Annotated in this window: 20 protein-coding genes; 3 read left to right on the plus strand and 17 right to left on the minus strand. The window is 71.0% G+C overall.

Annotated features, from left to right (window positions below; all coding sequences use genetic code 11):
- Window positions 1-71: 71 nt before the first annotated feature.
- Together CLV67_RS17140 and CLV67_RS17145 are read right to left on the minus strand one after the other, a co-directional pair.
- Window positions 72-1,538 (minus strand): deoxyguanosinetriphosphate triphosphohydrolase family protein, encoded by a 1,467-nt coding sequence (locus tag CLV67_RS17140; RefSeq protein ID WP_106319444.1) that lies wholly within the window; start codon window positions 1,536-1,538, stop codon window positions 72-74.
- A gap of 10 nt (window positions 1,539-1,548) precedes the next feature.
- Entirely contained in the window at window positions 1,549-2,127 is a 579-nt protein-coding gene (locus CLV67_RS17145) for an LURP-one-related family protein (protein WP_106319446.1), read from the minus strand.
- 89 nt (window positions 2,128-2,216) lie between these two features.
- Between CLV67_RS17145 and CLV67_RS17150 the strand changes: the two genes are divergently transcribed.
- Window positions 2,217-3,314, plus strand: coding sequence for an MBL fold metallo-hydrolase (locus tag CLV67_RS17150; RefSeq protein ID WP_106319448.1), 1,098 nt, complete (start codon window positions 2,217-2,219; stop codon window positions 3,312-3,314).
- Window positions 3,315-3,320: 6 nt separating this feature from the next.
- Here the strand turns inward: CLV67_RS17150 and CLV67_RS17155 are convergent, their stop codons facing one another.
- From CLV67_RS17155 to CLV67_RS17220, 14 genes are all read right to left on the minus strand, one after another.
- Complete coding sequence (locus CLV67_RS17155) at window positions 3,321-4,232, minus strand: diacylglycerol/lipid kinase family protein (protein WP_106319450.1); 912 nt, start codon at window positions 4,230-4,232, stop codon at window positions 3,321-3,323.
- A gap of 34 nt (window positions 4,233-4,266) precedes the next feature.
- The gene (locus tag CLV67_RS17160) at window positions 4,267-4,467 is read right to left on the minus strand and encodes a hypothetical protein (RefSeq protein ID WP_106319857.1); all 201 of its coding nucleotides are present in this window, start codon (window positions 4,465-4,467) and stop codon (window positions 4,267-4,269) included.
- Between the two features lie 26 nt (window positions 4,468-4,493).
- Window positions 4,494-5,060 (minus strand): GAF domain-containing protein, encoded by a 567-nt coding sequence (locus tag CLV67_RS17165; protein WP_106319452.1) that lies wholly within the window; start codon window positions 5,058-5,060, stop codon window positions 4,494-4,496.
- Window positions 5,061-5,107: 47 nt separating this feature from the next.
- Window positions 5,108-6,388: a hemolysin family protein gene (locus CLV67_RS17170; protein WP_203736846.1), complete on the minus strand. Its 1,281-nt coding sequence runs from the start codon at window positions 6,386-6,388 to the stop codon at window positions 5,108-5,110.
- 57 nt (window positions 6,389-6,445) lie between these two features.
- On the minus strand, window positions 6,446-7,405 hold the full coding sequence (locus CLV67_RS17175; RefSeq protein WP_373873113.1) for a DNA-3-methyladenine glycosylase family protein: 960 nt from the start codon (window positions 7,403-7,405) through the stop codon (window positions 6,446-6,448).
- Between the two features lie 199 nt (window positions 7,406-7,604).
- Entirely contained in the window at window positions 7,605-8,855 is a 1,251-nt protein-coding gene (locus CLV67_RS17180) for a Pecanex-like protein 1 (RefSeq protein WP_106319456.1), read from the minus strand.
- Between the two features lie 40 nt (window positions 8,856-8,895).
- Window positions 8,896-9,672 carry a DUF4142 domain-containing protein gene (locus CLV67_RS17185; protein WP_106319458.1) on the minus strand — a complete coding sequence of 259 codons (777 nt, stop codon included), beginning with the start codon at window positions 9,670-9,672 and terminating at the stop codon, window positions 8,896-8,898.
- Window positions 9,673-9,704: 32 nt separating this feature from the next.
- The gene (locus CLV67_RS17190) at window positions 9,705-10,379 is read right to left on the minus strand and encodes a hypothetical protein (RefSeq protein ID WP_239165947.1); all 675 of its coding nucleotides are present in this window, start codon (window positions 10,377-10,379) and stop codon (window positions 9,705-9,707) included.
- A gap of 222 nt (window positions 10,380-10,601) precedes the next feature.
- Complete coding sequence (locus CLV67_RS17195; protein WP_106319462.1) at window positions 10,602-11,375, minus strand: anti-sigma factor family protein; 774 nt, start codon at window positions 11,373-11,375, stop codon at window positions 10,602-10,604.
- Window positions 11,372-12,055: a sigma-70 family RNA polymerase sigma factor gene (locus tag CLV67_RS17200; protein ID WP_106319464.1), complete on the minus strand. Its 684-nt coding sequence runs from the start codon at window positions 12,053-12,055 to the stop codon at window positions 11,372-11,374. Before CLV67_RS17200 ends, CLV67_RS17195 begins: the two co-directional genes overlap by 4 nt.
- 623 nt (window positions 12,056-12,678) lie before the next feature.
- A complete protein-coding gene (locus tag CLV67_RS17205; protein WP_106319466.1) occupies window positions 12,679-13,650 on the minus strand; it encodes a hypothetical protein in 972 nt (323 codons plus the stop codon).
- Entirely contained in the window at window positions 13,647-16,136 is a 2,490-nt protein-coding gene (locus CLV67_RS17210; RefSeq protein ID WP_106319468.1) for an AAA family ATPase, read from the minus strand. The genes CLV67_RS17205 and CLV67_RS17210 overlap by 4 nt, the downstream gene beginning before the upstream one ends.
- Window positions 16,133-17,287, minus strand: coding sequence for an exonuclease SbcCD subunit D (locus tag CLV67_RS17215; RefSeq protein WP_106319470.1), 1,155 nt, complete (start codon window positions 17,285-17,287; stop codon window positions 16,133-16,135). The genes CLV67_RS17210 and CLV67_RS17215 overlap by 4 nt, the downstream gene beginning before the upstream one ends.
- 69 nt (window positions 17,288-17,356) lie before the next feature.
- On the minus strand, window positions 17,357-19,102 hold the full coding sequence (locus CLV67_RS17220) for an ATP-binding protein (RefSeq protein ID WP_106319472.1): 1,746 nt from the start codon (window positions 19,100-19,102) through the stop codon (window positions 17,357-17,359).
- Between the two features lie 223 nt (window positions 19,103-19,325).
- Here CLV67_RS17220 and CLV67_RS17225 point away from each other — a divergent pair, with 223 nt between their 5' ends.
- Window positions 19,326-19,880: an RNA polymerase sigma factor gene (locus CLV67_RS17225; protein ID WP_307833841.1), complete on the plus strand. Its 555-nt coding sequence runs from the start codon at window positions 19,326-19,328 to the stop codon at window positions 19,878-19,880.
- Entirely contained in the window at window positions 19,877-20,836 is a 960-nt protein-coding gene (locus tag CLV67_RS17230) for a CU044_5270 family protein (protein WP_106319476.1), read from the plus strand. The genes CLV67_RS17225 and CLV67_RS17230 overlap by 4 nt, the downstream gene beginning before the upstream one ends.
- A gap of 294 nt (window positions 20,837-21,130) precedes the next feature.
- Here the strand turns inward: CLV67_RS17230 and CLV67_RS17235 are convergent, their stop codons facing one another.
- Window positions 21,131-21,838 (minus strand): pyrimidine reductase family protein, encoded by a 708-nt coding sequence (locus tag CLV67_RS17235; protein ID WP_106319478.1) that lies wholly within the window; start codon window positions 21,836-21,838, stop codon window positions 21,131-21,133.
- Window positions 21,839-21,974: the final 136 nt, after the last annotated feature.

A 21,974-nucleotide genomic window follows, 5' to 3' on the forward strand; every position in this document is an offset into this window, starting at 1 on the left:
GTGGCGGCGGGCCGCGTACCGGCAAAGGGGTTGAGGGGTCTGAGGCCTGGTGGAGGGACTCGCGGGAGAAATCAGAGGATGAAGGCGTCGGTCCACAGCTGGCGGGAGCGGCCGGAAAGGGCCTCCATGAGGCCGACGGCCTGGCTGTCGGTGAGGCCGGCGACGAAGTCTATGACGGCTCGGCCCCGGGCGCGGGAGAGTCGTTCCGGGGTGCCGGGCGGCAGTTCGGCCTCGGCGAGCTGGACCAGATCGCGGAGACGGCGCGGCAGACGCTGCTCCTCGTCGGGATCGGTGAGCCATGCCGAGAGGGCCTCGACCAGAGACGCCAGGAGGCGGGCCTGACCGCGTTGATGCAGGGCCAGATCGGGACGTTCCAGGACGAACCGGTTCTGGACGAACTTGAGGATCTGTACCTCGTGCCACTGCGCGCGGGACAGCTGGGCGTGACCGCTGCGGACGGCGGGCTGGCCGATCAGCTCGACGGATTCGACGAGGCGGCGGGTCCAGTTGGCGGAGAAGGCCGCCACCCTGGCCTCGGCCTCCAGGGAGCCGTCGAAGGGGCGGGCCAGGAGGCCGTCGACGAGCTCGGCGCGGACCAGTTCGACGGCGTCGGCGAAGGCCTCGTCGTCGGCGATCCAGTCCTCCTTGCGGCGCAACCGCCGCCGCAGCGACTCGATGGCGCCACCGGCGCGGGTGAGGTCGGACTCGCTGCGCCAGCGCTGCCAGGCCATCAGCTCGGTGGCGACCAGGCCCTGCTGGAGGACACCGACGCGGTGCACGTCCTCCAGGTCGTGGATGGCGTACGCGATGTCGTCGGCGGTGTCCATCACCGAGGCCTCGACGGTCTGCTGCCAATCGGCGACCCGGCCGGCGAACGGGGCCCGGGCGGCACGGACGTCGGCGATCTCGGTGGAGTAGGCGCCGAACTTGAGCGAGCCGCCGTCCGGGTCGTCGGGCACGACCGCGGCCCCGCGCGGCGGCGGGTCCATGAACCGCGGGTGCGGGTCGGGATGGGTGCGCCGGGTCCACGGGTACTTCAGGATCGCGGCACGGACCGCGTTCGTCAGGTTGAGCCCGATGGTGGCCTGGCCGCCGATCTCGGTGCTGGTGACTATGCGGTACGACTGCGCGTTGCCCTCGAAGCCGTCGCGCAGCCCGAGCCGCTGCCGGGCCAGCCGGTCCAGCACCCGTTCGCCGAGGTGCCCGAACGGTGGGTGGCCCAGGTCGTGGGCGAGCGCCGCGGCCTCGACCACGTCGGGGTCACAGCCGCCCAGCTTCTCCGACAGATCGGGAGCGGATGCCCGGAGCCGCTCGGCGATGGCCCGGCCCACCTGAGCCACCTTGAGGCTGTGGGTGAGCCGGTTGTGCACGAGCAGTCCCGCCCCGCCGGGGCTGATCACCTGCGTGACCCCGGCGAGACGGGCCAGGAACGGTGAACTGACGATCCGGTCCCGGTCGACCCGGAACGGGCTCTGCGCCAGATCTCCCGGAGCTACCAGACTGTCACCGAAGAGCCGCTGAGCACGTGGATCGTCCATCCCGATGAATCTACCGACTCTGCAGAGCGTCCAGCGCGACGGCCATGGCCACCACGAGGCGGCGGTCCAGGTACTGGTCGTGGATGCTCACCTGATAGGTGTCGCGGAGGCCCCACTTGCGCACCACCGAGAAGGCCGGGCGGCCCTGGATGGTGAAGTCGAAGTGGTACGGCAGCCACGACAGGTAGTCGACGAACCGCCGCAGGATCGCCACCCACTGGTTGCGCTCCTGACCGGTGATCTCGCCGTAACCGGGCTGCTCGACGACCCAGCTGGAGCGCAGCAGCGAGGCCGCGAAGTTCTTCCGGAACAGGCCGATGGGCTGCCCGTTCGCGTCGGTCACGTCGTAGGTCGCGCCGAGGTCGATGACCTGGCGGGCCTTGAAGCCGAGCAGCGGCGTCTGCTTGGTGTCGTCGGTGTAGAGGGTCACCTGCTCCTTGAACGCCATCCGCTTCTGCTGAGCGAACGCGAGGATGCCGGCCTCCTGGCCGTCGGGTGAGACGGCGTGGACCTCGTACTGGTTGACCATGAGTCGAATGCGCTGGCGAACGATGAGGTGGGCCTGCGCCTGAAGGGTGTCTTGCGTCACCGCGGCAGTGTGTCATACCGGTCACTTGCTGAGCAGACGCTGAGGCAGGTGGTGGCCGTCATCAACCGGGGCAGGTCAGACTGGAGACCATGGCGAAACGAACGCGTACCGTGATGGCACTGGCGCTGGCAGCCGCGGCGGTCTGGGCCGCCCGTGACATTCCCGCTCAGCTGGGCGCCCGGGCAGCCGGTTCCCGCCGGACCCGGGTCGAGTCGTCACCACAGTTCTCGGGCGGCAAGTTCCGTAACACCGTCCCCGCCACCGAGCTCGTCGCGGCATCGATGCCGCGGCTCGCGGTCGCGGCGGCGACCGGCCGGGAGGCTCGGCGGCCGCATCTTCCGGTCCCGCTGGTCACTCCCGTCCCGGGCGGGGATGCTCAGGGACTTCACATCACGTGGTACGGCCACTCGTCCGCCCTGATCGAGATCGAGGGCCGCCGGGTCCTGCTCGACCCGGTGTGGAGCGACCGGTGCTCACCGTCGCGGCTGGCCGGTCCGCGGCGGCTGCACGAGCCGCCGGTGGCACTGCGTGAGCTGCCGCCGATCGACGCCGTGGTGATCTCCCACGACCACTACGACCACCTCGACATGGTCACCATCCAGAACCTGGTCGACCTGCAGGCGGCGAAATTCCTGGTGCCGCTCGGCGTCGGCGCGCACCTGGAGCGCTGGGGCGTCCCCGCCGGCCGGATCGTCGAGCTGGACTGGAACGAGAGGGCCACGGTCGCCGGGGTCGAGTTCGTCGCCACGCCGGCTCGGCACTTCTCCGGGCGCGGGCTGGGCCGTGACGAGACGCTCTGGGCCAGCTGGGTGATCAACGGGCCGACCCGGAAGGTGTTCTACTCCGGCGACACGGGCTACTTCCCGGGATTCGCGGAGGTCGGCGAGGCGCACGGGCCGTTCGACGCGACCCTGGTGCAGGTCGGGGCGTACGGCGACGCCTGGCCGGACATCCACATGACTCCGGAGGACGGGGTGGCCACCCACGTCGACGTGCGGGGCGGGCTGATGATCCCGGTGCACTGGGCGACCTTCAACCTGGCCCTGCACGACTGGTCGGAGCCGGCCGACCGCACCTGGCGGGAGGCGAAGGCGCGCGACGTGAAGCTCGCCGTGCCGCGGCCCGGTGAGCGGGTCGACGTCGACAACCCGCCACCGGTCGACGGCTGGTGGCAGCAGATCAGCTGAGCTCCGTCATTCCTCGTCCGACTTCCTCGGGACACAGATCTTCACCGCGGAGGGTACGACCTCCGCGGTGAACTTCTTCGTCTTGGCCCGGGCGCCACCGTCGAGTTCGTACTCGAGCTTGGACTCCAGGGTGACGTCGATGCGGCGGGCCCGGGTGGTGCGGACGAACGGCGAGTGGTCGGAGCGGGTGACCGCCATCGTGCCGAGGGCGCGGGCCCATTGCAGGGCGTTCTGCGCTGTGGCGACGCCGACGTCGAGCCAGCCGTCGTCGGGGGCCGCGTCGTCGAAGGCGTGGATGCCGCCGGTGATGGTGCCGACGTTGCCGATGAGGACACAGCTGGCCTCGTCGTCGAACCAGTCGGTGCCGTCCACCTTGATCCTCGCCCGCGGCGCGTCACCGTTGACGTGCCGGATGCCGGTCCAGACGTACGCGAGTTTGCCCAGCCGGTCCTTCAGCGCCCCGTCGGCGTCCTTGATCATGGCGCCGTCGAAGCCGACGCCGGCCATCACGGCGAAGTGTTCCCCGCCGAGCCGGCCCAGGTCGTATCGTCGCTGCTCGCCGGTGAAGGCGATGTCGACGGCCTTCTCGAGGTCGGTGGGGATGCCGAGGTTGCCGGCGAGCAGGTTGCCGGTGCCGGCCGGCATGATCGCCACCGGGATCTTGCTGCCGCCCTTCTCCCGGGCGAGCACGTCCAGGGTGCGCTGGACCATGCCGTCTCCGCCCCAGACCACGAGCAGGTCCACACCGGCCTCGACGGCCTTGCGTACCTTCTTCGGGGCCTTGCGGCTCTTCGGCACCTCGTGCCAGATCAGTTTCTCGACGCCGCGTCCGGTGAGGAGGCGGCGCAGCTCGTCGAGGCCGCCGCCGAGGGTCTTCCGCTGGTGGGCGACGACGGCGATCGTGCGTGGTGTTCGCATGCCGCCGCCGTTACCCGATGCCCACGGAAATCAATCAGAGGAAGCCGAAGCGACGCCGCTTCTTGCGGCCGAACAGCGTCTGGGTGGCGTCCGCGCCGCGGCGGAGCAGACGGGACACCCGGTTGTTCGGTCCACGGCGACGCTCGACGGTGTCGCTGAGCTTGCGGGCTCCCGCGACGCCGAGCGGGACGAGGACAGCGGTGAGGACGATGCGGCGAACAAGGTTCCAGATCATGTCCTCCACATACCCAGCCGGCGCGATCAGTTCACCGTTTCCCGCATCCGTTGTTCGGCGGCCGCGCTGCGGATCACCATGAGCCGCAGCTCCAGCTCGTCCGCGACGATCGAGGCCAGGTGCTCCAGCGCCTTGAGCTGCCGCTGATCCGCCTCCCTCGGCACGCTGTCGATCACGTTGACGGTGCCGAGGCGGTAGCCGTCGTGGGTGCGGATCGGCGCGGCGGCGTAGAACCGCAGGCCCAGGTCGCCGCGGACCAGCGGGTGCTCCAGGGTGCGCGGGTCCACGGCCGCGTTGTTGATCACGTATACCTCGTCCTGTGCGATCACCGAGGCGCACAGGCCGGGTTCCTTGCCGACCTCGCGTACGCCGCTCAGGCCCTGGCAGGCCGCCAGCCAGACCCGGTCCCGCTCGACCAGGGACACGGTGGCGATCGGTGTGCCGAAGAGGGCGCCGGCCACGAACGCGATCCGGTCGTACGCCTCCTCGACCGGCTGGTCGACCAGGCGGTACCGGCGTACGGCCTCCAGGCGGGCCTGCTCGCGCGGGTCCACGTTGTCCAGATATTCGTAAGCGCTCGACGACTCTGTCATGGATGGCAGCCTATTCCCGCCAAGCGTCCCGAAGGTCGCACAGAGCGTCAGTCGTCCTGTTCCACCGGCAGCGCTCGGACCCGTACCTCGGTGATGGCCCGCCCGGTCACCTCGGTCACCTCGGCGGTGAACTCGGGCAGGGTCACCACCTCGCCCGGCTCGGTGGGGATGTGACCCAGCTTGGCCAGCACCATCCCGGCGATCGTGGTGTAGTCGCCCTCCTCCTCGTGGTAGCCCTGGAATCCGACGTCCGGCAGGTCGTGGATGGGGAACGAGCCGGGCATGAGCAGGGCGCCGTCCGCCTCCCGCACGGTCGCCGCCACGTCCCGGTCGGTCTCGTCGTAGATCTCGCCCACGATCTCCTCAACCAGGTCCTCGATCGTGACGATGCCGTCGATGGCCCCGCGCTCGTCGACGACCAGGGCGAGGGGCTGGCGTTCGACCCGCAGCTGCTTGAGCGCGTCGGTCACCCGCAGGGTCTCCGGCAGGAACATCGGCGGCCGGGCCAGTTCGTCGACCGGGCCGGACGCGCCGACCAGGTCTCGCAGGTGCACCACGCCGATCACGTCGTCCAGGCCGGCCGGTCCGATCACCGGGGCCCGCGAGTGCCCGCCGTCGATCAGTGCGCGCAGCGCCTCCGCGGCGGGCCGCCCGCTGGGCAGGGTCAGCACGTCCCGGCGGGGCACCAGGATCTCGCGCAGGATCCGGTCGGCGATCTCGAAGGCACCCGAGATGATGGTCCGCTGCTCGGCGGAGAACTCCTGCTGGGCCGCGACCAGGTCACGGATCTCTTCGGGGGTGACCTCGTCGCGCTGGGCGTGCGGGTCCACCCCGGCCAGCCGGACCACCCCGTCGGTCGACTTCCCGAGCAGCCAGACGGCCGGGCGGGAGAACTGGGACAGCAGGTCGAGCGGCCGGGCCACGAGCAGTGCCCAGCCCTCGGCCCGCTGCATCGCGATCCGTTTCGGCGCGAGCTCGCCGAGCACCAGGGTGACGAAGGTCAGCACCACGGTGGTCAGGAAGGTGGCGACCGGTTCGGCGGCGGCGCCGAGGAAGTCGAGCCGCTCGACCAGTGGCCGGGAGAGGTAGATCGCGACCACCGCGGAGGCCAGGAAGCCGCCGAGGGTGATACCGATCTGGATGGTGGCCAGGAAGCGGTTGGAGTCCCGGGTGAGCCGGGCCAGCACCCGCCCGGACCGGGATTCCCGTTCCAGGCGCTGCACCTGCCCCTCGCGCAGCGAGATGACCGCCATCTCACTGCCGGTGAACACGGCGTTGACCAGGATCAGCAGGAACACCAGGAGGACCGGCACACCGATGCCATCCATCACGACGCCTTTCGGGACAAATGACACATTCCCGAACAATTTAGCGAGTCGATCGGTTCAGAACCGGGAGAACGACCGCAGCGGCATCCGCGGCCCGAACTTCGGTGCGCCGATCCCGCCCATCGCCAGCAGATCGCACACCCGGCCACGGTGACCGCGGAACGGCTCGAGCAGCTCCAGCATCCGCTCGTCGGTGCCGCGAGCCTCGCCGGCCAGCGCGAACGCCACCGTGTTCGGGATGTGGAAGTCGCCGACGCTCACCGCGTCCGGATCGCCGTAGGTGTGCCGGACCGTCTCGGCCGCGGTCCACGGGCCGATCCCCGGCAGGGCCGTCAACCGGACCGTCGCCTCGGCCGCGTCGGCACAGCGCTCCAGCCGGGCCGCGACCTGCGCGGCCCGCAGCAGAGCCTGTGTACGGCGCTGCTCGACCCCGAACGGGTGGAAAGCCCAGTAGGCGGTGGCCGCCACGGCCACCGGGTCGGGCGGCAATACCAGGGCCAGGGGGCCCGGCGCCGGTTCGCCGAAATGACGGCACACGGCGCGGTACGACCGGTGCGCCTCCTTGCCGGTGACCTTCTGCTCCAGAATCGCTCTGAGCAATCGGGGGAACAGAACGCCGGTCGCCGGTAGGCGTACGCCCGAAAAGGTCTTCGCCAGACGCCCCACCAGCGGATGCCGCGCCGCCAACGCCGGGAAACCGCTCACGTCGTCGCGGAGGCCGGCGATCGCGTCCGCGCGATCGGCCGCCCAGCATCCACCCGGTCCGTGCCCGGTGGCGACGAGCTCACCGGCCTCGCGGGCCAGATGCAGGGTGGCCGGGCCGTCGGGAGTGCGCATGGCGAGCCAGAAGCCGTCCTCGCGAACCAGTCCGCACGGATCGTGCTTCGGCACGAGGAGCGGACGCACCGTGCGCTCGAAGGCGTAGCGCTCGGGAGGCGTCAGCCGGCGGGTCACGGTCACCGCGCAACTATGCCACTCTCCGGGCCCACCCGCGGGCACGCCGATGGCCCTGACCATGCTCCGTGGTCAGGGCCATCAGCCGGTGACCGGACACCCGAGAAAGGTCCGGTCACCGTTTGCGGATCCGCTCGTCCCGTCCGGCAGGGGGAAGGACGGCCGCCGGTGCCGATGGGGGGTTCCGGACCGGGTTGGGAGAACCCGGTCCGGTTCGGCTCCCGGCGAAGCGACTCGCGACTCCGCGATCAGTGATCGACGGTCAGCGGACCCGGATGCGAACCGAGTCGAAGGCCGGCGTCTGGTTGGCGCGCTCCATCATCGGGATACGGTGCGAACCGTCACCCGCCCACGAGGAGCACTGGAACTCGCCCGCCTGGGCCAGACCCGGCACCTGAATGGCGACGGTGTCGGCCTGTGCCCCGCCACGGCTGTCCTCGGTCGCGACGAAGAACGCCGGGACCGGGTCCGGAGCGGGAGCCGCGTTGCGGTTGTCCAGGATCCGGCAGGCGCTGTGGAAGTGACCGCGGACCAGGCCGCCCTGCAGCACGCTGCTCTCCACGTAGTAACCGCCCTGGCCGGCCGCGAGGAAGCGGTCACGGATCAGGTTGCGGGTGCTGACCTGGATGGTGAACGGCTGGTTCCGGTTCACCTGACGCGGCGCGTTCGTGATCAGCAGGGTCGGGTTGTTCGCGGCGGCACCGACCTCACCGAACTCGGTGGAGACGCAACGGTTGCCCCGCTGGAAGCCGTCGTGCGCATCCAGGTCGGAGGTCTCGCAGCTGTTGGTCAGGATGCCGAGGCCGGCGCCGGGCGGCGGGGTGGTGGCGGCCGGAGGCGGGTTCTGGTTCCCGCCGCCCTGGTTGCCACCGTTGTTACCGCCGTTGTTGCCGCCCTGGTTGCCGCCGTTGTTGCCGCCCTGGTTGCCACCGTTGTTGCCGCCCTGGTTGCCACCGTTGTTGCCGCCGTTGTTGCCACCCTGGGCGGGCGGCTGGCTGCTCGCGCCGGTGCTCGGCTGGGCGCCGGTGCTCGGCTGGGCGCTGGCGTTGCCGCCGTTGTTGCCGCCCTGGTTGCCACCGTTGTTGCCGCCCTGGTTGCCACCGTTGTTGTTGCCGCCGTTGTTGTTGCCGCGGCCACGGTTACGGCGGGCCAGCGTCTCGGCGTCGGAGGCCACGTTGTTCATGACCCACTCGCGGCACCGGGTACGGACCTGGTTGGTCGTCGCCACGTCGCCGGCGCCGTCGTCCGCGTGCTGCGTGACCTGGCCGTTGTTCGTGGTGTACGTGCCCTTCCGGGTCTGCGTCGAGAGCCGGGAGGACTTCGGCGCCGTGAGGTTGTCACATGAGGCCAGGGCACGGTTGGTGACCGGGTCCTCAGAGCTGGCGCTCGAGATCTGCGTGACGGCCACGACACCACCGAACGCTGCCAGCGAGGCGGCGGCGAGGGCGATGATGCGGCGCCGACCGCTGAACCACGCCGGAGTATTGGCGCGGCGGTACTTGGACCTTCGCATGGGGTGACACCTTTCTCTGTCGCCGTGGGCGATGTTTGACCTACCGTGCGCGGAAGATGCGCATGGTGGTGACGACCCCGACAACCAGCGCGGCAGCGAGGACCAACAGGATCACGGTGTTGCTGAGGCCGGGGATGTTCTCCCCGGAGGTGGCTGAAACCAGCATCTGGTTGTCGATGGGCACCGGGCCCTGCCCCGCGGCGGCCTTCGGAGCCGGCGCCGTGGGCAGCGCGGCGTAGTCGACGATGCCGCTGCTCTCCAGCAGGGTCATGTGCGTCATCACGAACTGGTTGGTCTGCTGCGCGAGCTTGCGGACCGAGTCGTTGCGCGTGGTGCCGCGGATGGTGGCGATCGCGGGGAAGATGTTGCCGTGAGCGGCCCGGAGCCGGTCGATGAAGATCTGGTCGAACTGCTGCGGGGTCGCGGCTGTCTTCATCTCGTTCAGCCAGGCCTGCTGGTCACCGTTCGGCTTGTTCGGCAGCATGATGCCGAGCCTCGCGGCCACCGCGCGGTCCAGCGCGTCGAGGGACTCGTGCTGCTTGGCGATGTCCGCGCCGATCTTCCGGATCGTCGGGTTCTCCGATTTCTCCGCGGCCATGTTGCCGGCCGGGACCTCCCAGAGACCGGCCAGCCGGACCTTCACCACGAAGTCACGGTCCGCGGCGCTGACCACGCCGGCGCCCTTGTCGGTCAGACCGGTGTTCGGGGGCACTGGCACGACCGGCTCCGCGTGCGCGACACCGGTCGGCGTCACCATGAACGCCAGGGACAGTGCCAACGTGGCGACCAGCCATCGGGGAATACGGCGGGTCCTCATGTCTTTCCTCCAACCTCCGGTGCTGAGCCTGATCAGTAGCTGATGTCGCCGCCGGCGTCCGCGTCACCGCCGGCTTCGCCCTCGGCGTCGGCCGGGGGCGCGACCGGCTTCGACACGGCCGGGAGACAGGTCAGGTTCTTGGTCCCGTTCGGCTGAATCACGAACCAGGTGCCACTGACGTTCTGGCCCTTCCACTGACCGGCCTTCTTGTCGCCGATGTAGCGGTAGAGCGGCCAGCCCTTCAGGGTGAGCTGCTTGGTGCCGTCCGCCCGGGTGACGGTCCCGACCAGGGACTCGTCGACGCCGTCCAGGGTCGGCTCGCCGTCGTTGGTCAGCGCCGCCGGCCAGATCTTGGCGCATTCGTCGTTGCAGTTCGACTTGGACGGGCTGTCGCCGTCCTTGTCGAACCGGTAGAGGACGAAGCCGTTCTCGTCCTGGACGGTCGTGCCCATCCGGGCGACCTTGCGGGCGTTGAGCTCCGTGGTGGCCAGCTCGTCGCTGATCTCCGCGGTGTTCGCCTCGCCACCGCCCGGCTCGGCCGGTGCGGTCGCCTCGGCACTGGGGTCGCCCGCTTCGGCGCCCGGCGTGGCCGCGACATCGTTGGACGCCGGCTCAGCCGCGTTGCCGTAGTCGGCGGCGTTGTATCCGGTCGGGGCGCAACCGGCCATGGCGATCACCGCCGCCAGACCCGCGCCGACGACCTTCAACTTTCGCTTCTCCGGTGCCACTGGCCCCTCCAACTGATTCAGGGTCATGCCATTTCCGGGCAGTAGTACGGAGGGAGGTTCAAGTCGGTTGAACATTCGGGTGGATCAAATCAATGTTTTTTCGGTTGAACCTTCCGGCCGTCCGGTACGTAAAACCGGGGATCACCTACGCGAAAATGGCCCGGTCGCCTGAGCGACCGGGCCATTTCGGTGTTCGTACGGTTACGGAACGCGAACCAGGGTCTCGCCCGCGCCGCTCTCGGTGATCTCCTGCACCTGCACGTGGGCGATGTCCTCACGCGGAACCGCGGTGACCCCCTGCAGTAGCAGCGGCTCACGGTTCGCCGCCGTGCCCCAGCCCTTCTCGCCCACCGTCCAGTCGGCCACCTTCACGGAGGTGCCGTCCCGGCGGACCACGAACAGGGCGCACTCCTTCGGCCCGCTCACGCCGGCGACCGCGAAGGAGACCTGGGTGCCCCAGTCCTTCTTCAGCAGGCCCACAGCGGCGCTGACACCGCTGCGCGGGTCCTTGCCGACCAGGTTGTCGCCGGGCAGCGGCGTGCCACCGATGTCCACGCCGTCGGCCGGCAGCGGGTCCAGCTTGTTGCCGGCCTCCGCCGTGTTGCCCGGTGCGGGTGAGCCGTCGTCGCCGAGCCACTGCCCGCCGGCGAAGAGCGCGCCGATGGACAGCATCGCGAAGACCACCACCGCGGCGGCCAGCGAGTAGAGACGGCGGCTGTTGGCGCGCTGCCGCTCGACGCCGACCTCGCGGAGCATCTTGTTGAGCACCGCACCATCACGCTCGGCGCGTTCGGCGGCCTCGAAGGCCTCGCCGTCGACGGTCGCGAGCACATCCGCCACCTCGACGAAGGACTCCAGCTCGTAAGCGCACTGCGCGCAGTCGATCAGGTGGTCCTCGAAACGGGCCGCGTCGCGGTCGTCCAGGATGCCGAGGGCGTATGACGCCACGTCGTAGTGCTGCTGGTCCTGGGTCATTCGGTCACCCCCCGCTGCTGCAGCGCGGTGCGGAGGGCACGCAGCGCGTAGTAGACCCGCGACTTGGCTGTGCCGAGCGGCAGGTTCAGCGCTTCGGCCGCCTCCGGCACGGTGCGCCCGCGGAAGTACGTCTCGATGAGAATCTCCCGATGCGAATGGCTGAGCTGCCGGAGCGCGTCCGACACCGTCATCGACTGCAGGACCTTGTCGGTCTCGTCGGACGTGGTCGGGAAACTCTCCAGCTCCCGATCATACGTCTCGGCGGGGCGGGCGTTGGCGCTGCGATGCTCGTCGATGGCGATCCGCCGGGCGACCGTGACCAGCCACGGACGCAGGGACTGCTGCCCCTGCGCACCGAGCCGGTGCGCGTTGCGCCAGGCCCTCAGCAGCGTCTCCTGCACGATGTCCTCGGCGCGCTGCCGGTCTCCACCGGTCAGCCGCAGGACGAACATCAGCAGAGGACCGGCGTGCTCCTCGTACAGCAGCCGCACGAGCGTGTCCTCGTGACCCGGAGTGCTGTTCGGAGCGGCCTCGTGCCGCGGAGACTGCCGCGGGATCACTGTGCCCTCGTCCCGGTTGTTGTTGCCACCGTCGAGAGCCTGCCACCTACCACCGGAGTGTTGCCGTGCCATCACACGCACCCTCTCCGGCGCGAGCCGATCCTCGGCCACCGCATGCATCGATACCTCCGCCCGGACCTTTCCCCGTCGCCCGATATACGGCCGGGAGGCCCGGCCGGGATCAAAGCCGGGGCGAGAATTTCCGGGACACTCGGTCTCAACGGTCCTCCGCTGCGTTCGTGGTGGAGAGGGCACCCGCGTCGGCGGTCACCCTCCGTATTGATCAACGCCGATTGGGATGCCTGGTAAGCCGGAATGATACTCAGCGACATTCGGCCCTGGACATGTCCCCGAGAATAATTCTCGCCCCCTGCGGGAGAGCGTGATCTCGCAGCGTGAACCTACGATTCCGCTGCGTTGTCATGCGTGCGTAATGTGCGGTGAATGGGCGCTCCCGTGAGCCGATCGGGGGATGCCCTATTGCCGGTCGGCCCCTTTCGGGCGACACCCGTCGGGGAGCGCTCCCATTTCAGATACCGCAGTTCGCGGGCCCGCGCGGCCCCGCTCACCCTTCGTCGCCGCGACACGTCGGCGCAGGTTGGCGCGAACGTTTCCCCGAACGTGTGAGGGCGTTCCGGGATACGGATCGAGTTCTCATCCAGCGGGATGGGGCGATCTCGTCTGGGACCTCCCCGGCCCACCTGGCGGGAACGGTCTGTGCACGAGCACAGAACAGGCGGTGGTCAGCGTGTGTGGCTGGTCGCCAACGACAACGCCCGGTGCAGGACCCGGGCGTCGCCCAGCATCCCCCGCAGGCGGCGTTCCAGCCCCGCGATCGGCACCAGATTCTGTGGCGCGCGCGGGTCCTTGTACGCCGAGGACGCGAACCGGGGCAGCGTCGCCACCGACACCTCGGCCAGTTCGATCGCCTGATCCGCGGTCAGCTCCGGCGAGCACTCGACCCGGACGATGCCCGACCACGGAGCGCCCGACGCGCCGGGCAGACGGAGGTACCACGACCAGCCGCCCCACACCGAACCCAGGTGGAACACCGGCGTCCGCTGCCCCGGCCGCAACCGCGGCACGATCGCCTCCTGAGCGGCCGGAAGATAGTGCTTCTGCTGCGTCTTGACGTAGCCGATCGTGCGCGGAAGCTGCCGCCGGTTGCGCAACGGCCCGTCCACGACCAGCAGGTCGGCGCCGTCCGTCCCGCCGTCCCGGGCCGCCGCCGAGATCTCGATCTCCAGCGCGGTCAGCGGGCCCTGCACCGCCGCCGGCAGCTTGCTCGCCTCACCGGCGCCGCTGATCCGGTGCACCTCGTAACGCACCGAACCGGCCTGCACGTCGGTCGCCGTCGGGCTCGCCGTGAACAGACCACGGGCCACCCGCGCGCCGACCAGCTCGGCCGCTCCCCGGGCCAGGTCGCACCGGACCACCCCGGCGGCGTACGAGGCGGCCAGGCCCGCGTACGTCGTGCCGTCCTCCTCGGCCGTCCACAGCCCGGCGTCGTTGCGCCGCACCCCGTCGACCAGGAACACCACGTCCGGCACGGCCGCCGTCCGGGACACGTCGATCGGCGCCCACTCGGCGGCCGGCACCTCCACGTCGACGTCCACCTGGGCGCTGCTGGACGAGCCCGGCCCGTCCCCGCCGTCACCGCCCTCGAAGGACGAACCGTAGGACGGGTCCCAGGCGTCGACGTACATCCGTGTCACAGACCGACCCTCTCGACATGGGCGGTACGCGCGTCCTTGCGCACCTCGAACCGGACCGGCACCCGCTCGGCGAGCGCGTGCACGTGGGTGACCAGGCCCACCATCCGATCGCCGCGGGCCGCCAGGTTCTCCAGCGTGGCCGCCACGACGTCGAGGGTGGCCGCATCCAGGGTGCCGAAGCCCTCGTCGAGGACGATCGACTCCAGGCTGGCCGCGGTGGTGCTCATCCCGGCCAGCTGCTCGGACAGTGCCAGCGCCAGGGCGAGGGAGGCCTGGAACGTCTCGCCGCCGGACAGGGTCCGCACCCCGCGCCGCAGCCCGGCGTCGTGGTGGTCGACGACGAAGAACTCGCCCTTCTCGTGCATCAGCTCGTACTGCCCGCCGGTCAGCTCCCGCAGGATCCGGGACGCCCCGTCGACCAGCAGGTCGAGTGCCTCCTCCAGCAGCCAGCGCTCGAAGTTGTTCGCCCGCAGGTGCCCGGCCAGCGACTTCGCCACCCGGCTCGCGCGCAGCAACGCGTCCCGCTGCTCGAGCGCGGCCCGGGCCTCCTCGCGCCGCTCAGCGAGCCGCCGCCAGGCCGCCTCGGCCCGCTCGGCGGTCACCGCGGCGGCCCGGATCAGCCCGGCCTCGTCCGGGGACGAGGGGCCCGCCACTCCGGCGGCGGTGAACAGGTCCACGATGTCGGCGCGGGCCCGGACCGTCTGCTGGTGCGCGGCGGCCACCGCGGCATCCGCCTCGGCGCGGGCCGTCTGCCGCGCGGCGTGCTCGCCGGAAGCCCAGCCGACCAGGGTGCGCCAGGCGCCGGCGAGGTCGTCCCGATCGGCGGGCGGCGGACCGAACCGGGCCAGGCCGTCGCGGACCGCGTCGAACGTGCGCCAGGCCGCGCGCTGCCGCTCCTCGGCGGCCTTGACCACCGCGTGCGCCTTGCGCTGCGCCTCCCGCGCCGCGCGCACCGCCGCACCGGCGTCCTCCAGCCGCCGCTGCAGGACGCTGAACTCGGCCAGCCGCTGCTGCAGCGCCTCCACCCCCGGCAGCGCCTCGACGGCCTTGCGCACCTCGGCGAGGCGGGTCAGGTGGTGTTCGTGCTGGCCGCGCTTGCGTTCCAGGTCGAAGGCCGCGTTGCGGGCGATCGCGTCGCGCTCGCGCCAGCGGGCCTGCGCCGATTCGGCCTCCTGTTTGGCCACGTTGCCGGCCTGCTCGGCGAGCCGGACCGCAGACTCGCGGGGCACCTCGGGCACCACCGCGACGGTCTGCTCGCAGACCGGGCAGGCGTCGCCGGCGCTGAGGTGACCGCGCAGCGCCGCCGCCCGATCCCGCTGCTGGGCGTCCCGGTAGTCCTGCCGGGCCTGTTCCAGCAGTTGCTGGGCCCCGAGATGCTGCGCGTGAGCCAGCTCGGCGGCGGCCAGCGCGTCCCGGTGCTCGACGTCGGCGACCGACACCTTCCCGGCGAACCACTCCTCCTGCTCGATCAGCCGGGCCAGCTCGGTATGCCGGTCCAGCTCCACCCGTAACCGGCCGGGGTCGCCGGCCGCGGCCAGCTCGCCGCGGACCTTCTCCTCGGCCTCCTCGGCCGCATGGACCTCGTCGGCGGCCCGGTCGGCCGCCTCACGCGCCGCCGAGACGGCGCCGGACGCCTCGGACAACCCCTCGGGGGTACGCACGGAGCCGAGTGCCGCGAGCTCCGCGTCCACCGCGTCACGTGCCTCCGAGGCGGCCACCTCGGCCTGCCGGGCGGACCGCAGCCCCGGCACCGCAGCCTCCACCGCGGTGGTCAGCTCCCGCATCCGCTCCAAGTGGGCGGCAGCCTGCTCGACGGCCTCGTCGGTGGCGTCGTCCAGAGCGCCGAGCTGCTGCTCGACCACGGACAGCTTGGCCTCCGCGTTCTTGCCCCGCTCGGCGGCCTTGACCTGCACCTCCTCGTAGACGTGCAGGCCCAGCAGGTTGACCAGGATCTGCTGCCGAGTGGCCGGCTTGGCGTGCAGGAAGTCGGCGAACTGTCCCTGCGGCAGCACCACGCAGCTGGTGAACTGCTCGTAGGGAAGACCGACCGCGTCCAGCACGGCCGCGTCCATCTCGGCCGGGGTGCCGGCCAGGACCTCGCCCAGGTCCTCCAGGTCCATGCCGGTGTCGAGTTTGGTGACGTCGAAGCCGGGCGGCATCAGCTGCAGCCCGGCTCCCGCGGTCTTCACGTTGCCCCGGCCGTCGCGGCGGACCACCCGGGTCGCCACGAACCGGTCGCCCGCCGACTCGAAGACCAGGCGCACCCGGGCCTCGGCGGCCGACGGCGCGAGGGCGTTGCCGATGCCCCGTGTGCCGCCCCAGCGGGGCACCGTGCCGTAGAGGGCGAAGCAGATCGCGTCCAGGACCGTCGACTTGCCGGAGCCGGTCGGGCCGACCAGGGCGAAGTAGTCGGCGTCGGTGAAATCCACGGTCGTCTGGTCACGGAAGACCGTGAACCCGGCCATGTCGAGCCTCAGTGGCCTCATTTGTTGCTGCTCACCTCGTCGTACAGCTGGTCGAAGAGCTCACGGACGCCCTCCTCGGCGTTGCCGCGGCTGTCCAGGTAGTCGCCGAAGAGCTCACGCGGCGAACGGCCGGCTCGCTCGGCGCTGCGCGCTCCGCTGCTCTTCGGCAGCATGTCCGGGTCGATGCGCACCTCCAGGGCGTTCGGCAGAAGCTCCTGCACGTCCTCGCGGAGGCCGGGCCGGGGAGCTTCCCGCACCAGGACACGCAACCAGGCGTCCGGAAGGTTCACCGTGGCCAGCTGCTCCAGCGTGCCGCGCACGGTCCGCAGGGTGAGCGCCGAGGTCACCGGCACGTCGCGGACGTGCGCGGCCTTCTCCGCGGACACGTCGACGATCGCGACCGAGCAGACGTTCTCCTCCTCGCCGAAGTCGACGGCGAGCGGGCTGCCGGAGTAGCGCGTGGGGCACGGGGAGATCACCGACTGGGTGCGGTGGAGGTGGCCCAGGGCGACGTAGTGCGCGTTCGGCGGGAAGACGGTGGCCGGCACGGCGTAACCCATGATGGTGTGCGCCTCGCGCTCGCCGCCGCCGGTGGTCGCGCCGACGATCGTCAGGTGGGCTGTCAGCAGGTTGACCACGCCCGGCTCGTCGAACGGCGCACTGATCTTGGCGATCAGGCGGGCCATCAGGTCGGCGTACGTCTGGTTGGCCTCGGCGGCGGTCAGCTCGTACATCTCGGCAGCGCGGATCGCGTACCGCTGGGAGAGGAACGGCAGAGCGACGAGCCGCCACCGCTCACCGCCCTCGGTGGTCCCCTCGATCAGAAGATCGTTCAGATCACCTTTGGGGTACGACCCACGCAGCTCGATCCCGGCCGCGTCGGCCCACGGGCGCAACGCGTCGAGGGCGGCGCCGTTGTCGTGGTTGCCGCCGATCGCCACCACCCGTGCGCCGGTCTTGCGCAGCGCCGACAGCGCCCGGGTCACGAGCCTGGTCGCCTCGGCCGTGGGCGCCGCGGTGTCGTAGAGGTCACCGGCCACGATCACCAGATCGGGGCGCTCGGCGCGGGCGATGTCCACCACCTGGGCGAGAACCCTGATGTGCTCCTCGGTGCGGTTCTTGCCCTTGAGAACCTTGCCGACGTGCCAGTCGGAGGTGTGCAGGATGCGCATCGCTGAACCCTAGTCCGATCGCTAGCTCTGGGTTGGGAAGGGATGAGTGGGCTGCGGCGTGGCCCAGAGCTAGAACGGGATGTCGTCGTCGGCACCTGGTCGCCCGCCTATCACCGCGAACGGGTCGGCACCCTGCACGATCGAGCGCAGCGTCTCGGCCGGCGGAGGCCCGGACTCCGACTTGCGGGTGGCCCAGGCCGGGAACGGGAACTCGACGCAGAGCGGGACCGGGATGTCCGGCTGATTCACGAACATCGTGCCCGGCCGGGCCAGCAGGGCCCGCTGACGCATGGCCGGCGGCAGGAAGCCGTACTCCGGCCTCGACGCCTCGGCCGGGTCGAGCCGGCCGACCACCCGGATCGCCGAGTTGGTGACGATCCGCCGCTCCACCTCGCTGGCGGTCTGCTGCGCGCCGATCAGGATCACGCCGAGCGACCGGCCCCGCTCGGCGATGTCGAGCAGCACCTCCTTGATCGGCGAGGAGCCCTCGCGCGGGGCGTACTTGTTGAGCTCGTCGAGGACCACGAAGAGCAGCGGGCGGCCGGTGCCGGACTTCTCCTTCTCCTCGAACTCCGTCTTCAGGGTCACACCGACCACGAACCGCTGGGCACGGTCCGGCAGATTGTGCAGGTCGACCACGGTCACCTGGGCGCTGTCGGCGGTCTTGATCCGGTGCGGGCGGCGCTGCGCGAGGTCACCGCGGATCAGCCGGGACAGGTCGCGCTTGCTGGCGATCATCCGCCGGGCGAACGCGTTGACCGTGCCCATGTTGACGGCGCTGCCCGCCCAGGTGGACCGGGTCTCGTCGTCGGTGAGCTGCTCGACGACGTGGTCGACGAGGTCCTGGTACGACGAGATGCGTTTGCCGTCGATGCTGATGCCGCCCTCGGCGGGGACGGCGTAGCGGTTGAGGTGGGCGGTCACCGAGTGGACCACCATCGTGTACTGCTGGCGCTCGTCGTCGGCGTCGGCGAACACGTACGGCAGCAGTTTCTGCTCGCAGAACTCGGCGAGCGTCCAGTAGAACGAATCGACCCCGGTGAGCCGGCTGGCCACGTCGGGCGCGCCGGACGAGTCGCCGGCCCGGGGCGGCGCGTAGACCCGCACGTCCGGGAAGGGGGCCGCGGGCAGGCCGAGCAGCGCGTACGCCTCCCTGGTCCGGTCGTCGAGTTTGGTGTTGGGATGGTCGAGGAAGAGCAGGTCCTCGCCCTTGACGTTGAAGATCAGCGCGCGGGCGTTGGTGCCGTCCGCGCCCAGTTGCCCGGACCGGAACACCGAGTAGAGCAGGAACGTCGCGAAACTGGTCTTGGTCGCCACGCCGGAGATGCCGGAGATCGACACGTGCGCGCCGCGGGTGCCGTCGAGGAAGTCGGCGTTGAGGAACACCGGGACCCCGTCACGCCCCGTGCCCATCGGGACCCGCCGCTCCATCCGGTCGAAGTGCAGCGCCGCGTCACGCGCGTCGCCGGACGCCCGGTGCACGACGGCGCCGGGGGTCGGTGGCACGTAGAGCTCGGGGTCGACACGGGTGGTGGTGATCTCGGCCGCCTCCTGCACCATCGCGGGCAGGGTGCCGTCGGCGATGGCGAACACGTCCGAGTCGAACTGGGCGCCCTCGTGCCGGGCCCGCACCTGCGTGACCACGCCGGCGATCGTCACCGGTTCGCGGTCCGGCAGATCGCGCCTGGTCACCACGACGTCGTCGAGCTGGAGGTAGCTGCCCGGGGTCACGGCCGTCCAGAACTGCAGCGGTGTCGCATCCGCTGTTCCGAGCACCCGCCCGACGGGGGAAGTTTCGTCAGACACGGGGATCATGGTGCCTCAGAGGTACGACAAAATGCCCGCGCCCTCGGTTGTCCACAACTTCTGGTGTCCATCCACAGAGTTATGCACAAGATCTTGCCCTTTGACGGAAGGCGCGCCTGAGACCGAACCGATTGCCGCCGATCGGTCAAAGACCGGGTGACAGACCTCTTCCCCAGACAGGGCGCAGATGCCACAAATCACACGATCGGCTGCGATAGCCGACGATCACACCGTGATCAGGCGCTCGGCCGACGACCCGGAAGCCTTCGGCGCCATCTTCGACCGGCATGCCTCGACCGTGCACCGATACCTGGCCCGGCGGGCCGGGCCCACGCTCGCCGACGACCTGACCGCCGAGGTCTTCCTGGCCGCGTTCCGGGCCCGCGGGCGGTACGACCTGACCCAGCCGGACGCGCTGCCCTGGCTGTACGGCATCGCCGCCAACCTGCTACGCGGTCACCAGCGGTCGGAGACCCGTCAGTACCGGGCACTGGCCCGCACCGGCGTCGACCCGGCCCTGGACGGCCCCGCCGACCTGGTCTCCGAGCGGGTCACCGCGGCCGCGCACGTGCGCGCCCTGGCCGCCGTCCTGGCACGCCTCTCGGTCCGCGAACGGGAGGTTCTCACCCTCGTCGGCCAGGCGCAGCTGAGCTACCCGGAGGTGGCCCGCGCGCTGGACATCCCGGTCGGCACGGTCCGTTCCCGGCTGCACAGCGCCCGGCAGCGGATCCGCCGCGCCCTCGCCGACTTCCCCGAGCTCGACCTCACGAACGGAGCGGACGCATGAACGACCTCGACCTGATGGCGGGCTTCCGCGCCGGCGTGGCTCCGCCCGTCCCGGGCGCACTCGACGCCGCCCGGGACCGGCTCATGAGCGAGGCGGCCGGGCCGGACCGGCGTCGCGGCCGTCTCCGGTTCCGGCACCTCGCCCCGGTGGCCGCCGCGGTGGCCGCGGTGGTCACCGTGTCCTCGCTGTTGTTGCGCCCGTCCGCTCCGGGGACGCCGTCGGCCGAGGCGGCCGCCGTCCTGCGACTGGCCGCCGCCGGGGCGCGGGGTGCACCGGCGCTGGCGGCCAGGCCGGACCAGTTCGTCTACATCCACTCGATCCAGGGCGGCGCCACCTTCCACTTCGACACGGCGAACGGGGTGGAGACCTTCACACCGCCGGTGGAGCGGGAACGCTGGGACTGGTCGTCGGTGGACGGCACCAGGGGCGCCCACATCAGGCAGAAGTCCCTCGAACCCGGGAAGGACGAGCCGGGCGCGGACTGGGAGCAGGCCTTTCCGCCCTGCACCACCGACCGTGTGACCGACTGTGACAGCGACGTCGGTTATCCGCGGGACCTGCCGACCGATGCCGCCGCGATGCGCGAGCGTCTGTACGGCACGCCGCGCGGGGACAATCCGGCCGACCAGGGCGCTTTCACCACGATCGGCGACATCATGCGGTCGCACTACGTGACGCCGGACGCGGCGGCCGCGATGTTCGAGGCGGCCGCGACCATTCCGGGGGTGACCCTGGTCCCCGGGGCCGTCGACACGGCGGGGCGGCAGGGCGTCGCGGTGTCCCGGCTCGAGAGGGGCAGCCGCCGCGAGCTGATCTTCGAGGAGGGCACCTACCGATACCTCGGCGAACGGGAGGTGGCGACCGCGGATCACCCGGCCGCACCCGAAGGCGCGGTGATCAGCTACCGCGTACAGCTCGAGGTGGCGATCGTGGACCGGACGAAGCAGCTGCCATAGGCCGCCGTCAGTGTCACAGCGGTCGGCGCGCACACAGCGGCACCGAGTGCTCCCGTCGTCGCCAGGACGACCGTGCGCGTCCACGGATCCGCAGCGTGTGCTCCTGCCGTCGCCGCCCACGAGGTCACACGCACACGGAAAGCGCCAACGTGCGCCCGGCCACGCCGGAAAGCCCGACAGCACCGTCAAACCCGGCAGAACCGTGAAGCCCGACAGCGACGGAAGCGCACCGACGATCGCACCACCGGCCATCACAGCCTCCGGGCCAGCCATGATCACGAACGGCGGGCTGCCTCACCAGGCGGGTTCGCTCCGGGCGTACCGCAGGAAGAGCATGTCCTCGTGGGTCAGCGCGTGCCGCAGCGACATCCTGCGCGGAGGCGCCGGCGGGCCGTGTGCGATCCGGCCCGCCGAGCCGCCGACCAGCAGCGGGGCGACCGTGAGGCACAGCTCGTCGATCAGGTCGGCGGCGATCATCGCGCCGAGCAGGCCTGGTCCGCCCTCGCAGAGCACGCGCGTCGCGCCCCGATCGTGCAGCAGCCGCACCCCGGCGGCCAGGTCGACCTCGTCCTCACCGAGCGCGATCACCTCGGCCACCTCGCGGATCGGCGCGTCCGCGGGCGCCGCGCGATGGGTCAGCACGATCGGGCGGATCGGGGCGTCCGAGAAGATCAGCTGCTCAGGGTCGAGATCGAGAGAACCGGAGACGACGACCATGAGCGGGTACGGGGAGAGCCCGTTCGCGATCCGCCAGGTGCGAGCCGATCCGGTCAGGCGCAGCGCGTCGTAGCGTTCGGCGCGGACCGTGCCGGCCGCCACCACCAGGGCATCGCAGGTCATCCGGAGATGGTCGAAGATCTCCTTGTCACCGGGCCCCTGGAGCCCGGCGGAGAGCCCGTCGACCGAGACCGCCCCGTCGGCGCTGGCGATGAAGTTGGCCCGCAGGGTGGGGTGCTCGGCCCGCGGGTAGTGGCCGAGCAGCTCGTCCGGCGTGAAGATCATGGACCGGGCGGGCCCGTGACCGGCGGGGTCGGCTCGGGCTTGCGGTGCTGGCAGTCGCACCAGGACGCGCCCCGGCAGTCGTCGTGCCGCCGCTCCCGGCAGGACTCACAGATCATGCCTCGACCTTAGCGCCCGG

This window comes from Actinoplanes italicus (assembly GCF_003001815.1).
In the GTDB taxonomy this organism is placed as follows: Bacteria; Actinomycetota; Actinomycetes; order Mycobacteriales; family Micromonosporaceae; genus Actinoplanes; species Actinoplanes italicus.